Here is a 15,982-nt window from a genome sequence, read left to right as displayed (position 1 = left end):
TTAACATTAATATGAAAAAAGAACATATTCCAAATCTATTAACCCTCCTTCGCATTGTCATGATTCCCATCTTTTTAGTCTTGACCTCTATTTCTGATAGTCTGACACTTCATTTGTGGGCAGCTGCGATTTTTGCCGTGGCAAGCTTCACAGATTATTTGGATGGGTATTTGGCTAGAAAGTGGAAAGTGGTGAGTAATTTCGGGAAATTTGCTGACCCTCTTGCTGATAAGATGCTAGTCATGAGTGCTTTTATCATGTTAGTGGGCTTGGGAATGGTTCCTGCTTGGATTAGTGCGGTCATTATCTGCAGGGAGCTAGCGGTGACTGGTCTTCGCCTACTTTTGGTGGAGACAGGAGGAGAAGTGTTAGCAGCTGCCATGCCTGGTAAGATTAAAACCGCCGCGCAAATGCTTGCGATTATCTTGCTTTTATGTCATTTGCCCCTACTTGGTCAAGTGATGCTTTATGTTTGTTTGTTCTTTACCCTTTATTCTGGCTATGATTATTTCAAAGGGGCTAGCTTTTTATTTAAGGATACCTTCAAATGATTCGATTGGAGAATGTTTCTTTTCGTTATCAAGAAGATAGCACAGATTATCAGCTGGAAAATATCTCGTTTCACGTGAAACAAGGAGAATGGGTGTCCATTGTTGGTCACAATGGTTCTGGGAAATCGACCATTGTGCGCTTGATTGATGGCTTATTGCAGCCGGAAACGGGAAAAATTTTAATTGATGGCAGAGAACTGAGCGAAGAAAATGTTTGGGAGGTTCGCCGGAGCATTGGCATGGTCTTTCAAAATCCAGACAATCAGTTTGTTGGGGCTACGGTTGAAGATGATGTGGCTTTTGGTCTTGAAAATAGAGGCGTCCCTTATGAAGAAATGAAGAAAAAAGTGGATGCTGCTCTAGATTTGGTGGGGATGTTGGATTTTAAAAAGAGAGAGCCTGCTCGTCTATCTGGTGGTCAAAAGCAACGGGTGGCGATTGCTGGCATCATGGCTATGGCTCCTGATATTTTAATTTTAGATGAGGCAACCAGCATGTTGGATCCAAGAGGGCGTCTGCATCTGATGAGGACGATTCAGAAGGTGAGAGAAACCCGCCCCTTGACCTTGATTTCCATCACGCATGATTTGGATGAAATTGAAATGAGCGATCGCGTTTTCATCATCAAAGATGGTCATCTTGAGGCAGAGATGACACCCAAAGAGCTGTTTCAAAGGGGAGAACAATTATCTTATTTTGGCTTAGATCGTCCCTTTTCTAGTCAACTGCAAGCTGCCTTGAGGCAAAAGGGGGTTGTTTTGCCGCATCATTACCAAACGCAAAAAGAATTAGGAGACTATTTATGGGAATCTTTCTCAAACAAGTAGATTATACCTATCAACCGGGAACGCCTTTTGAAGGGCGAGCCCTTTTTGATATCACAGCAGACATCAAAAGCGGCTCTTATACGGCTTTTATTGGGCATACGGGTTCTGGGAAATCAACTCTCATGCAGCTTTTAAATGGCTTAAATTTACCCACCAAAGGAACCGTTGTCGTTGATGAAGTCACTTTGACGGCTGAGTCTAAGGCAAAAGACAGTCGCCTCCTCAGACAACGAGTGGGTTTGGTGTTTCAATTTCCTGAAAGTCAATTATTTGAAGAAACGGTTTTAAAAGATGTCGCTTTTGGACCGAAAAATTTTGGGGTTTCAGACGAAGAAGCCCTGTCACGAGCGCGTGAAGCCTTGTCTCTCGTTGGGATTTCAGAAGAATTGTTTGAACGTAATCCTTTTGAGTTATCTGGTGGGCAAATGCGCCGTGTTGCCATCGCTGGTATTTTAGCCATGCAACCTACTGTTTTAGTGCTCGATGAGCCCACAGCAGGTCTTGATCCGAAAGGAAGAAAAGAATTGATGGCACTTTTTTCTGACTTGCATACAAAGGGAATGACCGTGGTTTTGGTGACACATGTCATGGATGATGTCGCAAATTTTGCCGATCAGGTTTATGTTTTGGAAAAAGGCAGGGTTATCCTTTCTGGCTCTCCATCAGACTTATTTCAAGAGGTTCAGTTGTTAGAAGAAAAACAATTAGGAGTTCCACAGGTGACCAAATTTGCGCAAGATTTAAGGAATCGTGGGGTGGCGTTTGAGCGTTTGCCTGTGACGATTGATGAGTTTGTGGAGGTTTGGTTACATGAATAATGTCATCTTAGGGCGCTACATTCCGGGTGATTCCTTTATTCATCGCTTGGATCCAAGAAGTAAGTTGCTGGCTTTGTTGGTGTATCTGGTCATCATCTTTTGGGCCAATAATCTCATCACAAATGTCATTCTTAGCCTGTTTACGCTGTTTGCCATTTTGCTATCTGGAATTGGATTTAAGGTCTTTTTAAATGGTTTAAAACCCATGGTTGGAATTATTTTATTTACCACCTTATTTCAGATGTTTTTTGTCCGAGGGGGAAAGGTTCTTTTTCATTGGGGCATTATTGAAATCAGTGATTACAGCCTGACACAAGCCGCCTTAATCTTTGCGCGATTTGTCTTAATTCTTTCTTTTTCGACCTTAGTCACATTGACTACCACTCCTTTAAGTTTAGCAGATGCGGTGGAATCCTTATTGAAACCTCTCAAACCCTTGAAGGTTCCTGTTCATGAGATTGGTTTGATTCTCTCACTGAGTCTGCGTTTTGTTCCGACTCTGATGGATGATACCACCCGTATCATGAATGCCCAGCGCGCACGTGGGGTGGACTTTGGAGAAGGAAACCTCATTCAAAAGATTAAGGCGACAGTTCCCTTGCTCATTCCTCTTTTTGCCTCTAGTTTTAAGCGGGCGGACGCTCTTGCGACTGCCATGGAGTCAAGAGGTTATCAAGGTGGAGATGGCAGAACTAAGTATCGTATTTTGTCATGGAAGGCACCAGATACGCTGGTGATTATCAGTCTTTTAGGGCTTGGCATCTTGTTATTTTTTCTTAAAAAACACTGAAACGCTTCTTTTGGAGGCGTTTTCTTAGTTTTCCAGCAATTTACTTGTAATAATTTTAACGCAACTTCAAAATTCAAGTAATAATAGATGGGTATGATAGGGAACATAGTTTTTTTAAAGGAGAATGAATATGACATTATCAGTAAAACAAAAAGTACAACGAGGAGTGGTAGGCTTATCTTTCTTAGCGTTACTTGGTTTATCCCAAAGTGCTTTGGCAGAATCTTATACGGTACAATCTGGTGACACCCTATCAGCCATTGCGGCGCGTTATCAAACGACAGCAGAAAAGATTGCAGAACAAAATCAGATTAGTAACCTTAACCTCATCCATGTTGGTCAAGTGCTCAATCTAGAGACATCAAATAGTCAGCCAGCTAAGGCAGAAGAAAACAAGCAAGAAAGCACGCCGGTAGCCACTTCTAGCTTGAGCGAAAGCGAGCAAGCAGCTAAGGAATGGATCGCTCAAAAAGAATCAAGCGGTAGTTACACCGCTCAAAACGGTCAATATTATGGTCGCTATCAATTATCTTTGAGTTACTTAAATGGTGATTTGTCGCCAGAAAATCAAGAACGTGTGGCGGATCAATATGTGCAGAATCGTTATGGCTCATGGGTAGCTGCACAAGGATTTTGGTTAGCTAATGGTTGGTATTAGACCCCTATTTCCCCCACTAACGTGTCAAAATAACATCTCGTTGTAATCTATTTCATTTAATTAACATTAAAAAGTAACAAATAAAGGTTAAGATGGATAGTAGAGAAGAAAGGTTATTATTTTTATATGTTAGATATTATCAAACAATCAAAAGTGATTAAAGCAAGTTTAGCCCTCTTTGTGACGCTATTTGCACTAGTAGCCGTTTTAGGAAGTAAACATGTGTTTTCTTCTTCAACGCTCAAGGGGGATAAGGAAGTGACGACCAAGAAAAAGGTTATCTCTTCTAAAAAAGCAGTTAAGGAAAGCTCAACAGACGATTCACAAACCACAACGCTTGACAAGAAGGCTCAAGAAGCGTCTACCCAAGAAGACAAGTCTGTTAACGAAGAGTTAGCCACTGCTGAACAAGGTAGTGCCGCAGGAACTGCGCATCATCCAGAAGTCGTTGAGGTTTCAATCAATGCAGGAGAGCAACGTGTTGCAGCAACTTATAGCAATGCGACTGCCTACGCTGGCTCAACAACTCTAGCAAACGGCAATACTGCAGGTGCTATCGGATCAGAAGCCGCAGCTCAAATGGCTGCAGCCACAGGTGTTTCTCAAGCGACTTGGGAATATATCATTGCGCGTGAGTCAAATGGAAACCCAAATGTTTCAAACGGTCTTTTCCAAACCAATCCAGGTTGGGGATCAACGGCAACCGTTCAAGATCAGATTAACTCAGCCATCAATGCTTATAACAAACAAGGATTATCTGCTTGGGGCATGCAATAATCATAAAAAAAGACCTTGAATGTACTGACCCCCAAAAGTTGGACATTTTATTTATCTAAAGGATTTAGTTCTGTACCCCACAGGACTAAGTCCTTTTAGTTTTGCTTTGATTCGTTTGTTGTTGTAGTAAAAAATGTAATCTGTGATAGCTTGCTCAAGGTCATCAAGGGATTGATAAGACTTCTCAAATCCATAAAACATTTCAGATTTGAGAATGCCAAAGAAGGACTCCATCATCCCATTATCTGGACTATTTCCCTTGCGAGACATAGAGGAACGAATTCCTTTGGTTTTCAAAAAGTGATGATAAGACTGGTGCTGGTATTGCCAGCCTTGATCGCTGTGAAGAATGGTTCCGCTATATGAATCTGCTGGAAAAACCTTCTCAAGCATGGTTTTAATCTGTTTCAAGTCAGGTGAGCGAGATAGGGTAAAATCAATAATCTCACTATTATAGCCATCAAGAACAGGGGAGAGATAAAGTTTCCCTTCAGGTAAGGCAAACTCCGTCACATCGGTATAGCCCTTCTCGTAAGGTTTAGAGCCTTCGAATTGACGTTTAATCAGATTATTAGACTTCTTACCCACCTCACCTTTGTAAGAAGAATACTTGCGCTTACGACGAATACGAGCGGTCAAGCCTAACTCTTTCATCAAGCGCTGCACTTTTTTGTGATTGATGATAAAGCCACGATTTCGTAATTCTAAATGAATCCGACGATAGCCGTAATCACCTTTATGGTCATCATAAATAGATTGTATTTCATCCTTGATAATTTTCTCCTTATCTGGCTTAGCCAGTCGCCTCACTTGATAGTAATAGGTGGAGCGTGGCAAATCAAGGATTTCGAGTAGCGTTTCTAGGGAAAACTGATTCGTTAATGCTTGAATGATTTCTGTTGCTCTTTGCGCTTTGCTTCGTCCCTCAAGCGGTATTCTCTCAGCTTTTTTAGCACAGCATTCTCCGCTCTAAGGTATTCTAATTCCTTCTGAAGACGTTCCAGCTCTGTCATCTCTTCCCAGTTTTTCTTACGTTTACGTCCCATCTTTGGTGGTCTCCCTCTTGATTTTTCAAGAATAGTATAACCGTTTTTCTTGTATTTGGCTATCCAATTTGGGAGCATCCCTCGATTTGGCAAGGCATAATCAAGGGAAACTGAGAGTTGAGAGCAACCATGAATCAAGACTTTATCCATTATTTCCTGCTTTAATTCGGGTGAATAATACCGATTTTTACCCTTTTCAACAATCTCAACACCATATTTATCCATGAGTTTAACCATGTACTTGAGATTGGAAGGACAGACTTCATATCGCTGACTGATCTGAGGCCATGATACACCTCTCTTTCTCAACTTGTATATACCTCGTTTATCTTCATAACTTAATTTCATAAGAAAAGCACCCCAATCGTTAGATTTTGTGTCTAACTTTTGGGGTGCAGTTCAGAAGGTCTTTTTTTTAATATTCTTTTTGAAGATAAGAGAGTAAGTCTTTGGGGGAGTTGGCAACGTAGTCGGCACCGTTTTCTAAGAGATCACTCGCTTCACCAAAGCCCCAGCTGACACCAAGAGCCCCAATATTGGCTTGTTTTCCGCCAATCATATCAAACTTAGTGTCACCAATAATAGCCATTTGGTCAAGCTCTTTGAGATCTTCGTCTTTTATGAGAGCCTTGATGACATCACCTTTTTCAAATCGCGTTGGTGTTGAGCCATAAACCTTTTTAAAATAAGGTGCAAGCCCTTGTTCTTCTAGCATCAAGAGAGCCATGGGTTCGTGTTTACTGGTCGTGACATAAAGCTCGTGTCCAGCTTTTTTGAGAGCCTCAAGCAGCTCAGGGATACCTTCATAAGGAAAAACCTTCTCATGCACGCCGACTGCTTCATAGTAATCTCTAAAAACAGCAATGGCTTTGTCAATGTCTTCAGGTTTTTCGTAGAAACGCGCAAAGGTTGTTTCTAAAGGCGGTCCGATAAAACTTCTAAAAGTCTTGATGTCAACCTCTTGTAAACCAAGGGTTTTAAAAGTGTGGTAAAAAGAGTTGAGAATTCCCTCACTGCTATCAACTAAAGTGCCGTCTAAATCAAAAAATAAATGCATCACAATCTCCTGTCAAGCTACTGTTTCCTCCTTAGGTTGAAAAAGGGAAGGAAGTGCGCGTTATTGCTACCCATTATACCAAAAAACTTTCTCTTATGCTATAATGGTAACATGTTAAAGCGTGAAAAAAATAAAGACATTTTAGCTATACTGTTGATTGTGATGGTATCGGGGTTACTGATTCTTCCTCAGTGGTGGCAAAAAGATGTGATTTTGGGATCGGATTCTTTATTCCACTATAATCGCTTTTATGAGACCAGCCAGCAGTTAAAAGAGGGAAATTTTGCTTATTTTATCTCCTTGTATGGTTTTCAATCGTCAGGGAGAATTATCAATGCTTTATATGGTCCTCTCTTTGCTTATTTTCAAGGATTTTTGGTCTGGATTAGTTCTAACTGGTTTACTTATCAATTGGTTTCTCGGTTTTTACTACACCTTGTTGCAGGTCTTTCTTTATTTCGTTTTTTAAGAGTTGCGCGGATTAACCGAGACATTGCAGTAGGCCTGTCAATCCTTTACTTGACGACTTTTTCTATTCAGTATTGGACGATTAGACAAGGTTTCTCAAGTTGGGGAGCAGCCTTTATGCCTTATTGTTTGCTGCCTATTTTACAGATGATGAAGGATCAAAAAATATCGGTCATCCGATTAGCTTTTTCAGTTGCACTGATGATGCAGATCCATCTTCTCAGCACTTTCTTCTTAGTTCTTGTTTACATCCCTTTCTTTGTTTATGGTTTTATCTTGACACCAGAAAAAGTCAAGCTCATTAAACAAGGTCTAGCAGCTGTTTTTTTGTCTATCTTGTTGACACTGAATATCTGGGGGGCTCTTTTCTTTTTAAGGCAAGATAATCAGTTAGTTGATCCGTTTGTCAACGTGACCATGGCTCAAAATACCATTGACTTGACCGCTTCTTATTGGATTACACGTCCCATGGTCTTTTTCTTCTTGTTTACTGTTCAAATTCTTTATGTCATCTTGTTTTGGCATCGTTTTTCAAAGTGGGACTGGGTTTTAAATAGCACCTATTTAAGCCTTCTGTTCCTATCAAGTAGTGTCTTTCCTTGGCAATTTTTCCTTGACAGAGATGTCAAGTTGGTTGAGTTGATTCAATTTCCGTTTCGTTTCTTTATTCCAGCTGTAGTCCTTTTGCTTTTAATTGTGGCAAGAATGTTGCAAGGTTTTTCGTTTCCTAAAAAACTGCTTCAAGGAGGCTTTCTTTTATTGATTGGTTTTGCCTTATTTGAAATCACTTCCTATACACAAGATAAGATTGATAGCTCTAGGCAAAACCAGATTCTTCTAGAGGAGCAAAAGCATGCTTATGTTCGTGCAGACTACAATACTTTAAGGCAGCTAGTCTTTGACCGAGATAAGGGAAAACTGTTAGAAAAGCTAGAAAAAGCAACGCCTGATTATGTTCCGATTTACCATTCCTTGGAAGGAAAAAATACTTATAAACTATATGCGAAGTATGTTTTCAATCATCCAGGAATTCGTATCAAGGTGGACAAATCGCGTCTTGTTTTAAGCTGGCAAGCAAAAGAAGGAGAAAAAGTTCAACTGCCTGTTTTTTACTATAAACGTACTCATTTACGGTTAAACGGTCAAGTCTTTAAGCCAAAAGCCTCACAATTAACCGAAATCGGAAATCCTATTGTAACGAGTCGAGCGGGAGGAAATCATCTCTCTTTGACCTATCAAGCCCCAGCTTACTTTTATGGTCTATTCCTAGTTTGTGTCTTGTCGTGGTTGGGCCTGTTTGCTTTTAGCATTAGGAAACATCTTTCGTTGACATCTCATAAAAAATTGTTATAATGTTGAGACGGGGTTGACTAGAAGCTGCCCCGTTCATATTACTTTGAAAGACGACCTTCAAATCGTTTTTTCAACGAATAGATGGGAGACTATATGTTAGATCATTCAAACACACGCGTTGTTGTGGGGATGAGTGGCGGTGTGGATTCGTCCGTAACTGCCCTTATTCTCAAAGAACAAGGCTATGATGTGATTGGTGTTTTCATGAAAAACTGGGACGATACCGATGAGTTCGGTGTCTGTACGGCTACCGAGGACTACAAGGATGTTGCTGCCGTTGCGGATCAAATCGGTATTCCGTACTACTCGGTCAATTTTGAAAAAGAATACTGGGACCGTGTCTTTGAGTACTTTTTAGCAGAGTACCGAGCGGGTCGAACACCAAATCCAGACGTCATGTGTAATAAGGAAATCAAGTTCAAGGCCTTTTTGGACTATGCCATGAGCCTTGGTGCCGATTATGTGGCGACTGGGCATTATGCGCAAGTCGTTACGGATGAAGAAGGCGTGGTTCACATGCTGAGAGGTGCTGATCAAGGAAAGGATCAGACTTATTTTCTCAGTCAATTATCACAAGACCAACTAAAAAAGACCCTCTTTCCCCTAGGACATTTACAAAAATCAGAGGTTCGTCGTCTAGCAGAAGAAGCCGGTCTTGCAACCGCTAAGAAAAAGGATTCGACAGGAATCTGCTTTATTGGGGAAAAGAATTTTAAAGAATTTCTCGGCAACTACCTTCCTGCTCAAAAGGGGCGGATGATGACGGTTGACGGTAAGGACATGGGAGAACACAATGGGCTCATGTACTATACTATCGGTCAACGCGGAGGTCTTGGTATCGGAGGACAAATCGGTGGGGACAATCTCCCTTGGTTTGTAGTCGGAAAAGATCTCGCCAAGAACATTCTTTATGTCGGACAAGGTTTTTATCATGAATCACTCATGTCAACTAGCCTTGACGCTTCTATGATTCATTTCACGAAAGAGATGCCAGAAGAATTCACAATGACTTGCACAGCTAAGTTTCGCTACCGTCAACCTGATGTCAAGGTGACCGTTCATGTTAAAGGAGAAACAGCAGAAGTCTTATTCGATGAGCCTCAACGTGCTATCACGCCTGGTCAAGCTGTCGTCTTTTATGACGGTGAGGAATGCTTGGGTGGAGGTATCATTGATATGGCTTATCAAAATGGTGTTCCTTGTCAGTATATTTAAAGAGAGTGACAAGGTTGTCAACTTTCTTGACGACAGGATGATTGACTTTTTGAACGAATGTGATAGAATAAAAATCAGATGAAATCTATGATGGTCAAAGCTCATAGAAAGTCGCCTTTTTTATGGTGCCTTTCTTTAGCTTTGCCTTTTTTTATGAAGTAATAAGGAGAAAGAGATGGAAAAAACGAGAGAGTGGACTGAAATCTACGATGTCATCGTCATCGGGGCTGGTCACGCAGGTGTTGAGGCGGCTCTAGCCGCTAGCCGAATGGGTTGTCAGACTCTACTTGCAACGATTAACCTAGATATGCTGGCCTTTATGCCTTGTAATCCCTCGATTGGTGGCTCTGCCAAGGGAATCGTGGTACGTGAGATTGATGCCCTAGGCGGTGAGATGGGCAAAAATATTGATAAGACCTATATTCAGATGAAGATGCTCAATACCGGAAAAGGTCCAGCTGTTCGCGCCTTGAGAGCACAGGCGGATAAGGCGCTCTACTCAAGGGAGATGAAAAAAACGGTAGAGAATCAAGAAAACTTGACCCTACGCCAAACCATGATTGACGACATCCTTGTCGAAGATGGTAAGGTGACTGGGGTTCAGACCGCAACGGGTCAGTACTACGGGGCTAAGGCTGTTGTCGTGACAACAGGAACGGCTCTTCGTGGGGAGATTATTCTGGGGGACTTGAAATATTCTTCTGGTCCTAACAATAGTTTGGCTTCGATTACCTTGGCGGATAATTTGAAAAAATTGGGGCTTGAAATTGGTCGCTTTAAAACTGGAACGCCTCCAAGGATTAAGTCCAGCTCGATTGACTATGGCGTGACAGAGATTCAGCCAGGCGATGAGAAACCCAACCATTTTTCTTTTTTGTCCAAGGATGAAGATTACCTCAAGGATCAAATTCCGTGTTGGTTAACCTATACCAATGCCTCTAGCCACCAGATTATTCAGGATAATCTGCACCGTGCACCTATGTTTTCAGGTGTGGTCAAGGGAGTGGGGCCACGCTACTGTCCATCGATTGAGGACAAGATTGTGCGCTTCGCTGACAAGGACCGGCATCAACTCTTTTTAGAGCCAGAAGGGCGTGACACCGATGAGGTTTATGTGCAAGGTTTGTCCACGAGTTTACCTGAAGATGTTCAGCGTGAATTGCTCCACTCAATTAAGGGACTGGAAAAGGCTGAGATGATGCGAACGGGTTATGCGATTGAGTATGATATCGTCCTTCCACATCAGTTGCGCGCGACACTAGAAACAAAGGCGATTTCAGGCTTGTTTACAGCTGGTCAAACCAATGGAACCTCTGGTTATGAGGAAGCAGCAGGTCAGGGCTTGATTGCAGGGATCAATGCGGCTCTCAAGGTCCAAGGCAAGCCAGAGCTCATCCTCAAACGCAGTGATGCTTATATTGGGGTTATGATTGACGATTTGGTGACCAAGGGCACGCTTGAACCTTACCGTCTGTTGACTAGCCGTGCGGAGTATCGTTTGATTTTGCGCCATGATAATGCCGATATGCGTCTAACTCCAATTGGTCGAGCAGTAGGGCTTGTGGACGATGTGCGTTATCAAGTCTTTGAGCGTAAAAAAGCCCAATTTGAAGAAGAACTGGCTCGTCTTGAGGCTCAAAAGCTAAAACCAGTCAAGGAGACCAATGAGAGAATCACAGCCCTAGGCTTTAAACCCTTGACAGATGCGGTGACGGCTAAGGAATTGATGCGTCGTCCAGAAATCGATTATGCAACGATTGTGACCTTTATCGGCCCAGCCAAGGAAGAGCTAGATGATAAGGTAATCGAACTGTTAGAGACGGAAATCAAGTACGAAGGCTATATCCATAAGGCGATGGATCAGGTGGCTAAGATGAAGCGCATGGAGGAAAAACGAATTCCAGCTTCGATTGACTGGGATGACATTGACTCCATTGCAACGGAAGCTAGACAAAAATTTAAGAAGATCAATCCAGAAACCATTGGCCAAGCCAGTCGTATCTCTGGGGTCAATCCAGCCGATATTTCCATTCTCATGGTTTATCTGGAAGGCAAGCAAAAGGCCAGCAAAAAATCTCAATAAAGAAGCAGGAACAGTCCTAGAAATTAGGGCTGTTTTGTGGTATAATAGTGTCTCAAGAGGTTGATAAATGAAAAAAATTCGTTTAGAAAAAATCCAATTGGTGCTAATTGGCTGTATCTTGTTCGGTGTGATTGTGATTATTGGTCGCATCACTCGATCAGAACTGGCCCTTTGGCTAAGTGTGTTTGTGGCCATCAGTTTCTTGGTTGGTCTATTGATGGTTCAAAAACAAATGTATGAGCTGTCAGAAATAGAGACCATTGATCGCCTAAATGGGCAGACAGAAGCCAGTCTTAAGAGTTTACTGGATCGCATGCCAGTTGGAGTGGTTCGTTTTGACCAAGAAAGTGAAGCCATTTCTTGGTTTAACCCTTATGCCGAGCTGGTCTTTACCTCAGAAGAGGGTGAGCTTGATCTGGAGGCTATGCGAGAGGTTATCCGTAAGAAAAAAGAAGAAGCGGCTGATAGCAGTCTGACCATTTTCGGCAATCCTTATATTGTTTATTTGGATAGTGGTGCGGATATTCTTTATTTCTTTGACGTTTCGCTTGCGACAGCGACCAGTCAGTCTCTGGAGCATCAGCCTGTTATCGGCTTGATTTCGGTGGATAACTATGATGAGATGACAGATGGACTTTCTGATGCGGAAATTTCACAAATCAATAGTTTTGTGGCAGATTTCATTGCACATTTTGCGCGTGACGAACGGATGTTTTACCGCAGGATAGCGAGGGATCGTTTCTTTCTCTTTACGGATTACCAAACCTTGCGAGGATTGATGGAGAATAAATTCGAGATTTTAGATGAATTTCGAAAAAAAGCTCAGGAAAATCACCTCTCTTTGACCCTCAGTATGGGGGTGGCTTATGGGGATAGTCATCATGACCAGATTGGTCAGGTGGCTAGTCAAAACCTCAACATGGCTCTGATGAGAGGAGGTGATCAGGTCGTTGTCAAAGAAAGTGATGAACGCAGTCCCCTCTATTACTTTGGAGGAGGAACTGTTTCGACGGTTAAGCGCTCACGCACTCGAACCAGGGCAATGATGACTGCTATTTCTGATAAAATTCAAATGGCTGATCAGGTCTTTGTCGTGGGTCATAGACGCCTAGATATGGATGCTTTGGGAGCGTCTGTGGGCATGCAGTTTTTCGCTCAAAATATTATTGAGCCGTCGTATGTGGTCTATGATCCAAGAGAGCTCAATCCGGATATTGAAAAGGCTCTCTCTCGCTTGGTGGCAAATGGGAAAACGAAATTTTTGACGGTGAGTGAAGCCATACAACAAGTTACCCATCGTTCCTTGTTGATTATGGTTGATCACTCCAAGCTGGCCTTGACCCTATCAAGGGAACTTTACGATAAGTTTACAGAAGTTGTTGTGGTTGACCACCATAGACGGGATCAAGATTTCCCTGAAAATGCCAGCCTTACCTTTATCGAGAGTGGTGCCAGTAGTGCCTGTGAGCTGGTGACCGAACTGATTCAGTTTCAAGCAGCTAAGCAAAGCCTCAGCCCGATTCAAGCCAGCATTTTGATGGCGGGAATTATGCTAGATACCAAGAATTTTTCCAGTCGTGTGACGGCTAGAACCTTTGATGTCGCCAGCTACCTCAGAGAAAAGGGTAGTGACAGCAAGGAAATTCAAGCCTTATCAGCACTTGATTTTGATGAATATCGTGCCATCAATGAGTTGGTTCTAAGAGGAGAACGTGTTTATCCGTCAATCATGGTGGCAACAGGGTTTGACTATAAGGTTTACAGCAATGTCATCACCAGTAAAGCTGCGGATATTCTACTCAGTATGGCAGATATTGATGCTAGTTTTGTTATTACTAAAAATGCCAAGGGTCAGGTAACCATCTCAGCCAGAAGTCGTCAACAAATCAATGTTCAACGCATCATGGAGGACATGGGAGGTGGCGGGCATTTCAACTTGGCGGCTTGTCAACTCGATCATACAACTGTCAAGGAAGCTTATGATCGCTTAATTGCAACGATTAACCAATATAATAAGGAGGATCTATCATGAAAGTTGTTTTTTTAGCAGATGTTAAAGGAAAAGGAAAAAAGGGTGAAGTCAAGGAAGTGCCAACAGGTTACGCACAAAATTTCTTGATTAAGAAAAATCTAGCCAAGGAAGCAACTAGCCAAGCCCTAGGGGAGTTGCGTGGCAAGCAGCAATCCGAAGCCAAGGCTCAAGCAGAAATGTTGGCCCAAGCCAAGGAAATCAAACGTCAACTAGAGGATGAAAAAGTTTTGGTCAAATTTGTGGAGAAAGTAGGACCAGACGGACGTACTTTTGGTTCGATTACAGCTAAGAAAATTGCTGAGGAATTAGACAAGCAATTTGGTATCAAGGTTGATCGTCGTCACATTCACTTGGAGCAGCCCCTACGTGCGATTGGTTTAATTGACGTCCCTGTCAAGCTTCATAAAGAAGTTGACGGAATCATCAACTTGAGTATTCAACAAGGTTAATAAAAAATAAGAGGCTACTATGGTTGATGCACAAGAGTTAAGGGTTCAGCCACAAGATTTACTAGCGGAGCAGTCCGTTTTAGGGGCGATTTTTATCTCTCCAGATAAGTTAGTTACCGTTCGTGAGTATTTGGAGCCAGAGGACTTTTATAAGCATGCTCATCGCATCATTTTTCAAGCGATGATTCGGCTTAATGACCGCAATGAAGCCATTGATGCAACAACCATCAGAACGATTTTAGATGATGAAGGTCATCTTCAGACAATCGGCGGGATGCCCTATTTGGCGGATTTGGTCAATAGTGTTCCAACCAGTGCCAATGTCGAGTATTATGCTAAGATTGTTGCAGAAAAATCTCAGTTACGTGCTATCATTAGTAGGTTGACAGATTCTGTCAACCTCGCTTATTCTGGGACACAGACTGCCGATGATTTGATTAGTCAAGCAGAAAAAGACCTGCTCCTGATCAATGAACGTTCTAGAAGTAATGGTTTTCAGCGAATTTCAGATGTCCTAAAGCTCAATTATGAAAGTTTGGAGAGACGTTCTCGTCAGACGACAGATGTCACCGGCCTTCCGACAGGTTTCATTGATCTTGATAGGATGACAACAGGTTTACATCCGGATCAACTAGTGATTTTGGCAGCGAGACCGGCGGTCGGTAAAACTGCTTTTGTCCTAAATATTGCTCAAAATGTTGCTACCAAGCAGCATAGAGCGGTTGCTATTTTCTCGCTTGAGATGGGGGCTGAAAGCTTGGTAGATCGGATGCTAGCCGCAGAAGGGATGGTGGATTCTCATCACTTGAGAACAGGGAAATTGACCGATGAGGAGTGGCAGAGCTTGACCATTGCTCAAGGATTGCTGGCTGAAGCTCCTATTTATATTGACGACACCCCAGGGATTAAGATTACAGAGATTCGCTCAAGAGCAAGAAAGCTAGATAAGGAACTTGAGGATGGTCTAGGTTTGATTGTGATTGACTATTTGCAGTTGATTACAGGAACGCGACCTGAGAATCGCCAACAAGAAGTATCAGAAATTTCACGTCAACTCAAAATACTCGCTAAGGAGCTAAAAGTTCCAGTCATTGCTCTTAGTCAGCTCTCACGTGGTGTGGAGCAACGTCAAGATAAACGCCCCATCTTGTCTGATATTCGTGAGTCTGGTTCCATCGAGCAAGATGCAGATATTGTGGCCTTTCTTTACCGAGAGGACTATTATGATCGTGGCGACAAGGATGAGGAAAATACCTTTGTTGACAATACCGTTGAGGTGATTTTAGAAAAAAATAGAAGTGGTGCCAGAGGAACAGTGAAACTTATGTTCCAAAAGGAATACAATAAATTTTCGACCATTGCCCATTTTAATGAAAGATAGGAGAAAAAATGAGTAACGACGCATTTGCAGATGTCGCTAAGATGAAAAAAATCAAGGAAGATGTAAAAAAACATGAGGGGCAGCTAGTTGAGATGACCCTCGAACACGGAAGAAAGCGTGAAAAAAATAAGATTGGGCGCTTGGTTGAGGTTTACCAGTCTCTCTTTATCGTGGAATATACGGATAATGAAGGAGATCCGATAAACGAACACACTTATGTAGAATCTTATACTTATTCCGATATTTTGACGGAAAAAACCTTGATTCATTACCTTGATTAGAAAAAGAGACTTGACAGGTCTCTTTTTTTCGTGGTATAATAGCTGATGTGTCAAATAGCAGCAGAACAGTATGAAGCTCGTCAACAGGAGATTGTAGGAAGAAGTACCCTTTGCTGTTTGGGCGAAGATTTCCTGCACGAATCAGGATTGTTCAAGGTGACTGAGGTTTCCTTAGCTATTGGCCTTAATGATATTA

The 15,982-nt window shown here is 42.2% G+C and carries 15 protein-coding genes; 13 read left to right on the top strand and 2 right to left on the bottom strand.

What is annotated here, in order from left to right; genetic code table 11:
• Window positions 1–11 precede the first annotated feature (11 nt).
• The 6 genes from pgsA (at window position 12) to ACZ49W_RS08825 (ending at window position 4,421) form a co-directional block, all read left to right on the top strand.
• On the top strand, window positions 12–551 hold the full coding sequence (pgsA, locus tag ACZ49W_RS08850) for a CDP-diacylglycerol--glycerol-3-phosphate 3-phosphatidyltransferase (RefSeq protein ID WP_464814917.1): 540 nt from the start codon (window positions 12–14) through the stop codon (window positions 549–551).
• Window positions 548–1,378 carry an energy-coupling factor ABC transporter ATP-binding protein gene (locus ACZ49W_RS08845; RefSeq protein WP_464814916.1) on the top strand — a complete coding sequence of 277 codons (831 nt, stop codon included), beginning with the start codon at window positions 548–550 and terminating at the stop codon, window positions 1,376–1,378. The genes pgsA and ACZ49W_RS08845 overlap by 4 nt, the downstream gene beginning before the upstream one ends.
• Entirely contained in the window at window positions 1,354–2,196 is an 843-nt protein-coding gene (locus tag ACZ49W_RS08840) for an energy-coupling factor transporter ATPase (protein WP_464814915.1), read from the top strand. The genes ACZ49W_RS08845 and ACZ49W_RS08840 overlap by 25 nt, the downstream gene beginning before the upstream one ends.
• Window positions 2,189–2,986 (top strand): energy-coupling factor transporter transmembrane component T family protein, encoded by a 798-nt coding sequence (locus ACZ49W_RS08835; RefSeq protein ID WP_464814914.1) that lies wholly within the window; start codon window positions 2,189–2,191, stop codon window positions 2,984–2,986. Before ACZ49W_RS08840 ends, ACZ49W_RS08835 begins: the two co-directional genes overlap by 8 nt.
• A 130-nt stretch (window positions 2,987–3,116) precedes the next feature.
• Complete coding sequence (gene apf / locus ACZ49W_RS08830) at window positions 3,117–3,644, top strand: aggregation-promoting factor (protein ID WP_464814913.1); 528 nt, start codon at window positions 3,117–3,119, stop codon at window positions 3,642–3,644.
• A 126-nt stretch (window positions 3,645–3,770) separates the two neighbouring features.
• Window positions 3,771–4,421, top strand: coding sequence for a lysozyme family protein (locus ACZ49W_RS08825; RefSeq protein ID WP_464814912.1), 651 nt, complete (start codon window positions 3,771–3,773; stop codon window positions 4,419–4,421).
• A 51-nt stretch (window positions 4,422–4,472) separates the two neighbouring features.
• On the opposite strand, the gene ACZ49W_RS08820 is transcribed toward ACZ49W_RS08825, so the two are convergent.
• A protein-coding gene (locus tag ACZ49W_RS08820; protein WP_464813695.1) for an IS3 family transposase occupies window positions 4,473–5,815 on the bottom strand; the annotation gives its coding sequence in 2 pieces (ribosomal slippage) (window positions 4,473–5,365 and window positions 5,365–5,815; 1,344 coding nt in all).
• A gap of 67 nt (window positions 5,816–5,882) precedes the next feature.
• Window positions 5,883–6,527 carry an HAD hydrolase-like protein gene (locus ACZ49W_RS08815; RefSeq protein WP_464814911.1) on the bottom strand — a complete coding sequence of 215 codons (645 nt, stop codon included), beginning with the start codon at window positions 6,525–6,527 and terminating at the stop codon, window positions 5,883–5,885.
• Window positions 6,528–6,635: 108 nt separating this feature from the next.
• Between ACZ49W_RS08815 and ACZ49W_RS08810 the strand changes: the two genes are divergently transcribed.
• The 7 genes from ACZ49W_RS08810 to ACZ49W_RS08780 all read left to right on the top strand — a co-directional run bounded on the left by ACZ49W_RS08810 (window position 6,636) and on the right by ACZ49W_RS08780 (window position 15,786).
• Window positions 6,636–8,345 (top strand): hypothetical protein, encoded by a 1,710-nt coding sequence (locus ACZ49W_RS08810; protein ID WP_464814910.1) that lies wholly within the window; start codon window positions 6,636–6,638, stop codon window positions 8,343–8,345.
• 93 nt (window positions 8,346–8,438) lie between these two features.
• Window positions 8,439–9,560 (top strand): tRNA 2-thiouridine(34) synthase MnmA, encoded by a 1,122-nt coding sequence (mnmA, locus tag ACZ49W_RS08805; protein ID WP_464814909.1) that lies wholly within the window; start codon window positions 8,439–8,441, stop codon window positions 9,558–9,560.
• A 175-nt stretch (window positions 9,561–9,735) separates the two neighbouring features.
• Window positions 9,736–11,643 (top strand): tRNA uridine-5-carboxymethylaminomethyl(34) synthesis enzyme MnmG, encoded by a 1,908-nt coding sequence (mnmG, locus tag ACZ49W_RS08800; protein WP_464814908.1) that lies wholly within the window; start codon window positions 9,736–9,738, stop codon window positions 11,641–11,643.
• A 67-nt stretch (window positions 11,644–11,710) separates the two neighbouring features.
• Complete coding sequence (locus ACZ49W_RS08795) at window positions 11,711–13,675, top strand: GGDEF domain-containing protein (RefSeq protein WP_464814907.1); 1,965 nt, start codon at window positions 11,711–11,713, stop codon at window positions 13,673–13,675.
• Window positions 13,672–14,124, top strand: a complete 453-nt coding sequence (gene rplI / locus ACZ49W_RS08790; RefSeq protein ID WP_464814906.1) for a 50S ribosomal protein L9 — start codon at window positions 13,672–13,674, stop codon at window positions 14,122–14,124. The genes ACZ49W_RS08795 and rplI overlap by 4 nt, the downstream gene beginning before the upstream one ends.
• A gap of 19 nt (window positions 14,125–14,143) precedes the next feature.
• Window positions 14,144–15,505 carry a replicative DNA helicase gene (gene dnaB, locus ACZ49W_RS08785; protein WP_464814905.1) on the top strand — a complete coding sequence of 454 codons (1,362 nt, stop codon included), beginning with the start codon at window positions 14,144–14,146 and terminating at the stop codon, window positions 15,503–15,505.
• A gap of 8 nt (window positions 15,506–15,513) precedes the next feature.
• The gene (locus tag ACZ49W_RS08780; RefSeq protein WP_464814904.1) at window positions 15,514–15,786 is read left to right on the top strand and encodes a Veg family protein; all 273 of its coding nucleotides are present in this window, start codon (window positions 15,514–15,516) and stop codon (window positions 15,784–15,786) included.
• Window positions 15,787–15,982 lie beyond the last annotated feature (196 nt).

This window comes from Streptococcus sp. STR1/CE/0325, from assembly GCF_055386095.1.
The sequence above is the reverse complement of the archived record's forward strand: the minus strand, read 5'-3'. Positions and strand labels throughout refer to the sequence as shown.

Excerpts from the sequence above, each read along its gene's own strand:
- ACZ49W_RS08825 (WP_464814912.1), top strand. The coding sequence starts at position 3,771 with ATGTTAGATATTATCAAACAATCAAAAGTGATTAAAGCAAGTTTAGCC.
- mnmG (WP_464814908.1), top strand. The coding sequence starts at position 9,736 with ATGGAAAAAACGAGAGAGTGGACTGAAATCTACGATGTCATCGTCATC.
- apf (WP_464814913.1), top strand. The coding sequence starts at position 3,117 with ATGACATTATCAGTAAAACAAAAAGTACAACGAGGAGTGGTAGGCTTA.
- ACZ49W_RS08780 (WP_464814904.1), top strand. The coding sequence starts at position 15,514 with ATGAGTAACGACGCATTTGCAGATGTCGCTAAGATGAAAAAAATCAAG.
- ACZ49W_RS08845 (WP_464814916.1), top strand. The coding sequence starts at position 548 with ATGATTCGATTGGAGAATGTTTCTTTTCGTTATCAAGAAGATAGCACA.
- dnaB (WP_464814905.1), top strand. The coding sequence starts at position 14,144 with ATGGTTGATGCACAAGAGTTAAGGGTTCAGCCACAAGATTTACTAGCG.
- ACZ49W_RS08840 (WP_464814915.1), top strand. The coding sequence starts at position 1,354 with ATGGGAATCTTTCTCAAACAAGTAGATTATACCTATCAACCGGGAACG.
- ACZ49W_RS08795 (WP_464814907.1), top strand. The coding sequence starts at position 11,711 with ATGAAAAAAATTCGTTTAGAAAAAATCCAATTGGTGCTAATTGGCTGT.
- ACZ49W_RS08835 (WP_464814914.1), top strand. The coding sequence starts at position 2,189 with ATGAATAATGTCATCTTAGGGCGCTACATTCCGGGTGATTCCTTTATT.
- ACZ49W_RS08810 (WP_464814910.1), top strand. The coding sequence starts at position 6,636 with ATGTTAAAGCGTGAAAAAAATAAAGACATTTTAGCTATACTGTTGATT.
- rplI (WP_464814906.1), top strand. The coding sequence starts at position 13,672 with ATGAAAGTTGTTTTTTTAGCAGATGTTAAAGGAAAAGGAAAAAAGGGT.
- pgsA (WP_464814917.1), top strand. The coding sequence starts at position 12 with ATGAAAAAAGAACATATTCCAAATCTATTAACCCTCCTTCGCATTGTC.
- mnmA (WP_464814909.1), top strand. The coding sequence starts at position 8,439 with ATGTTAGATCATTCAAACACACGCGTTGTTGTGGGGATGAGTGGCGGT.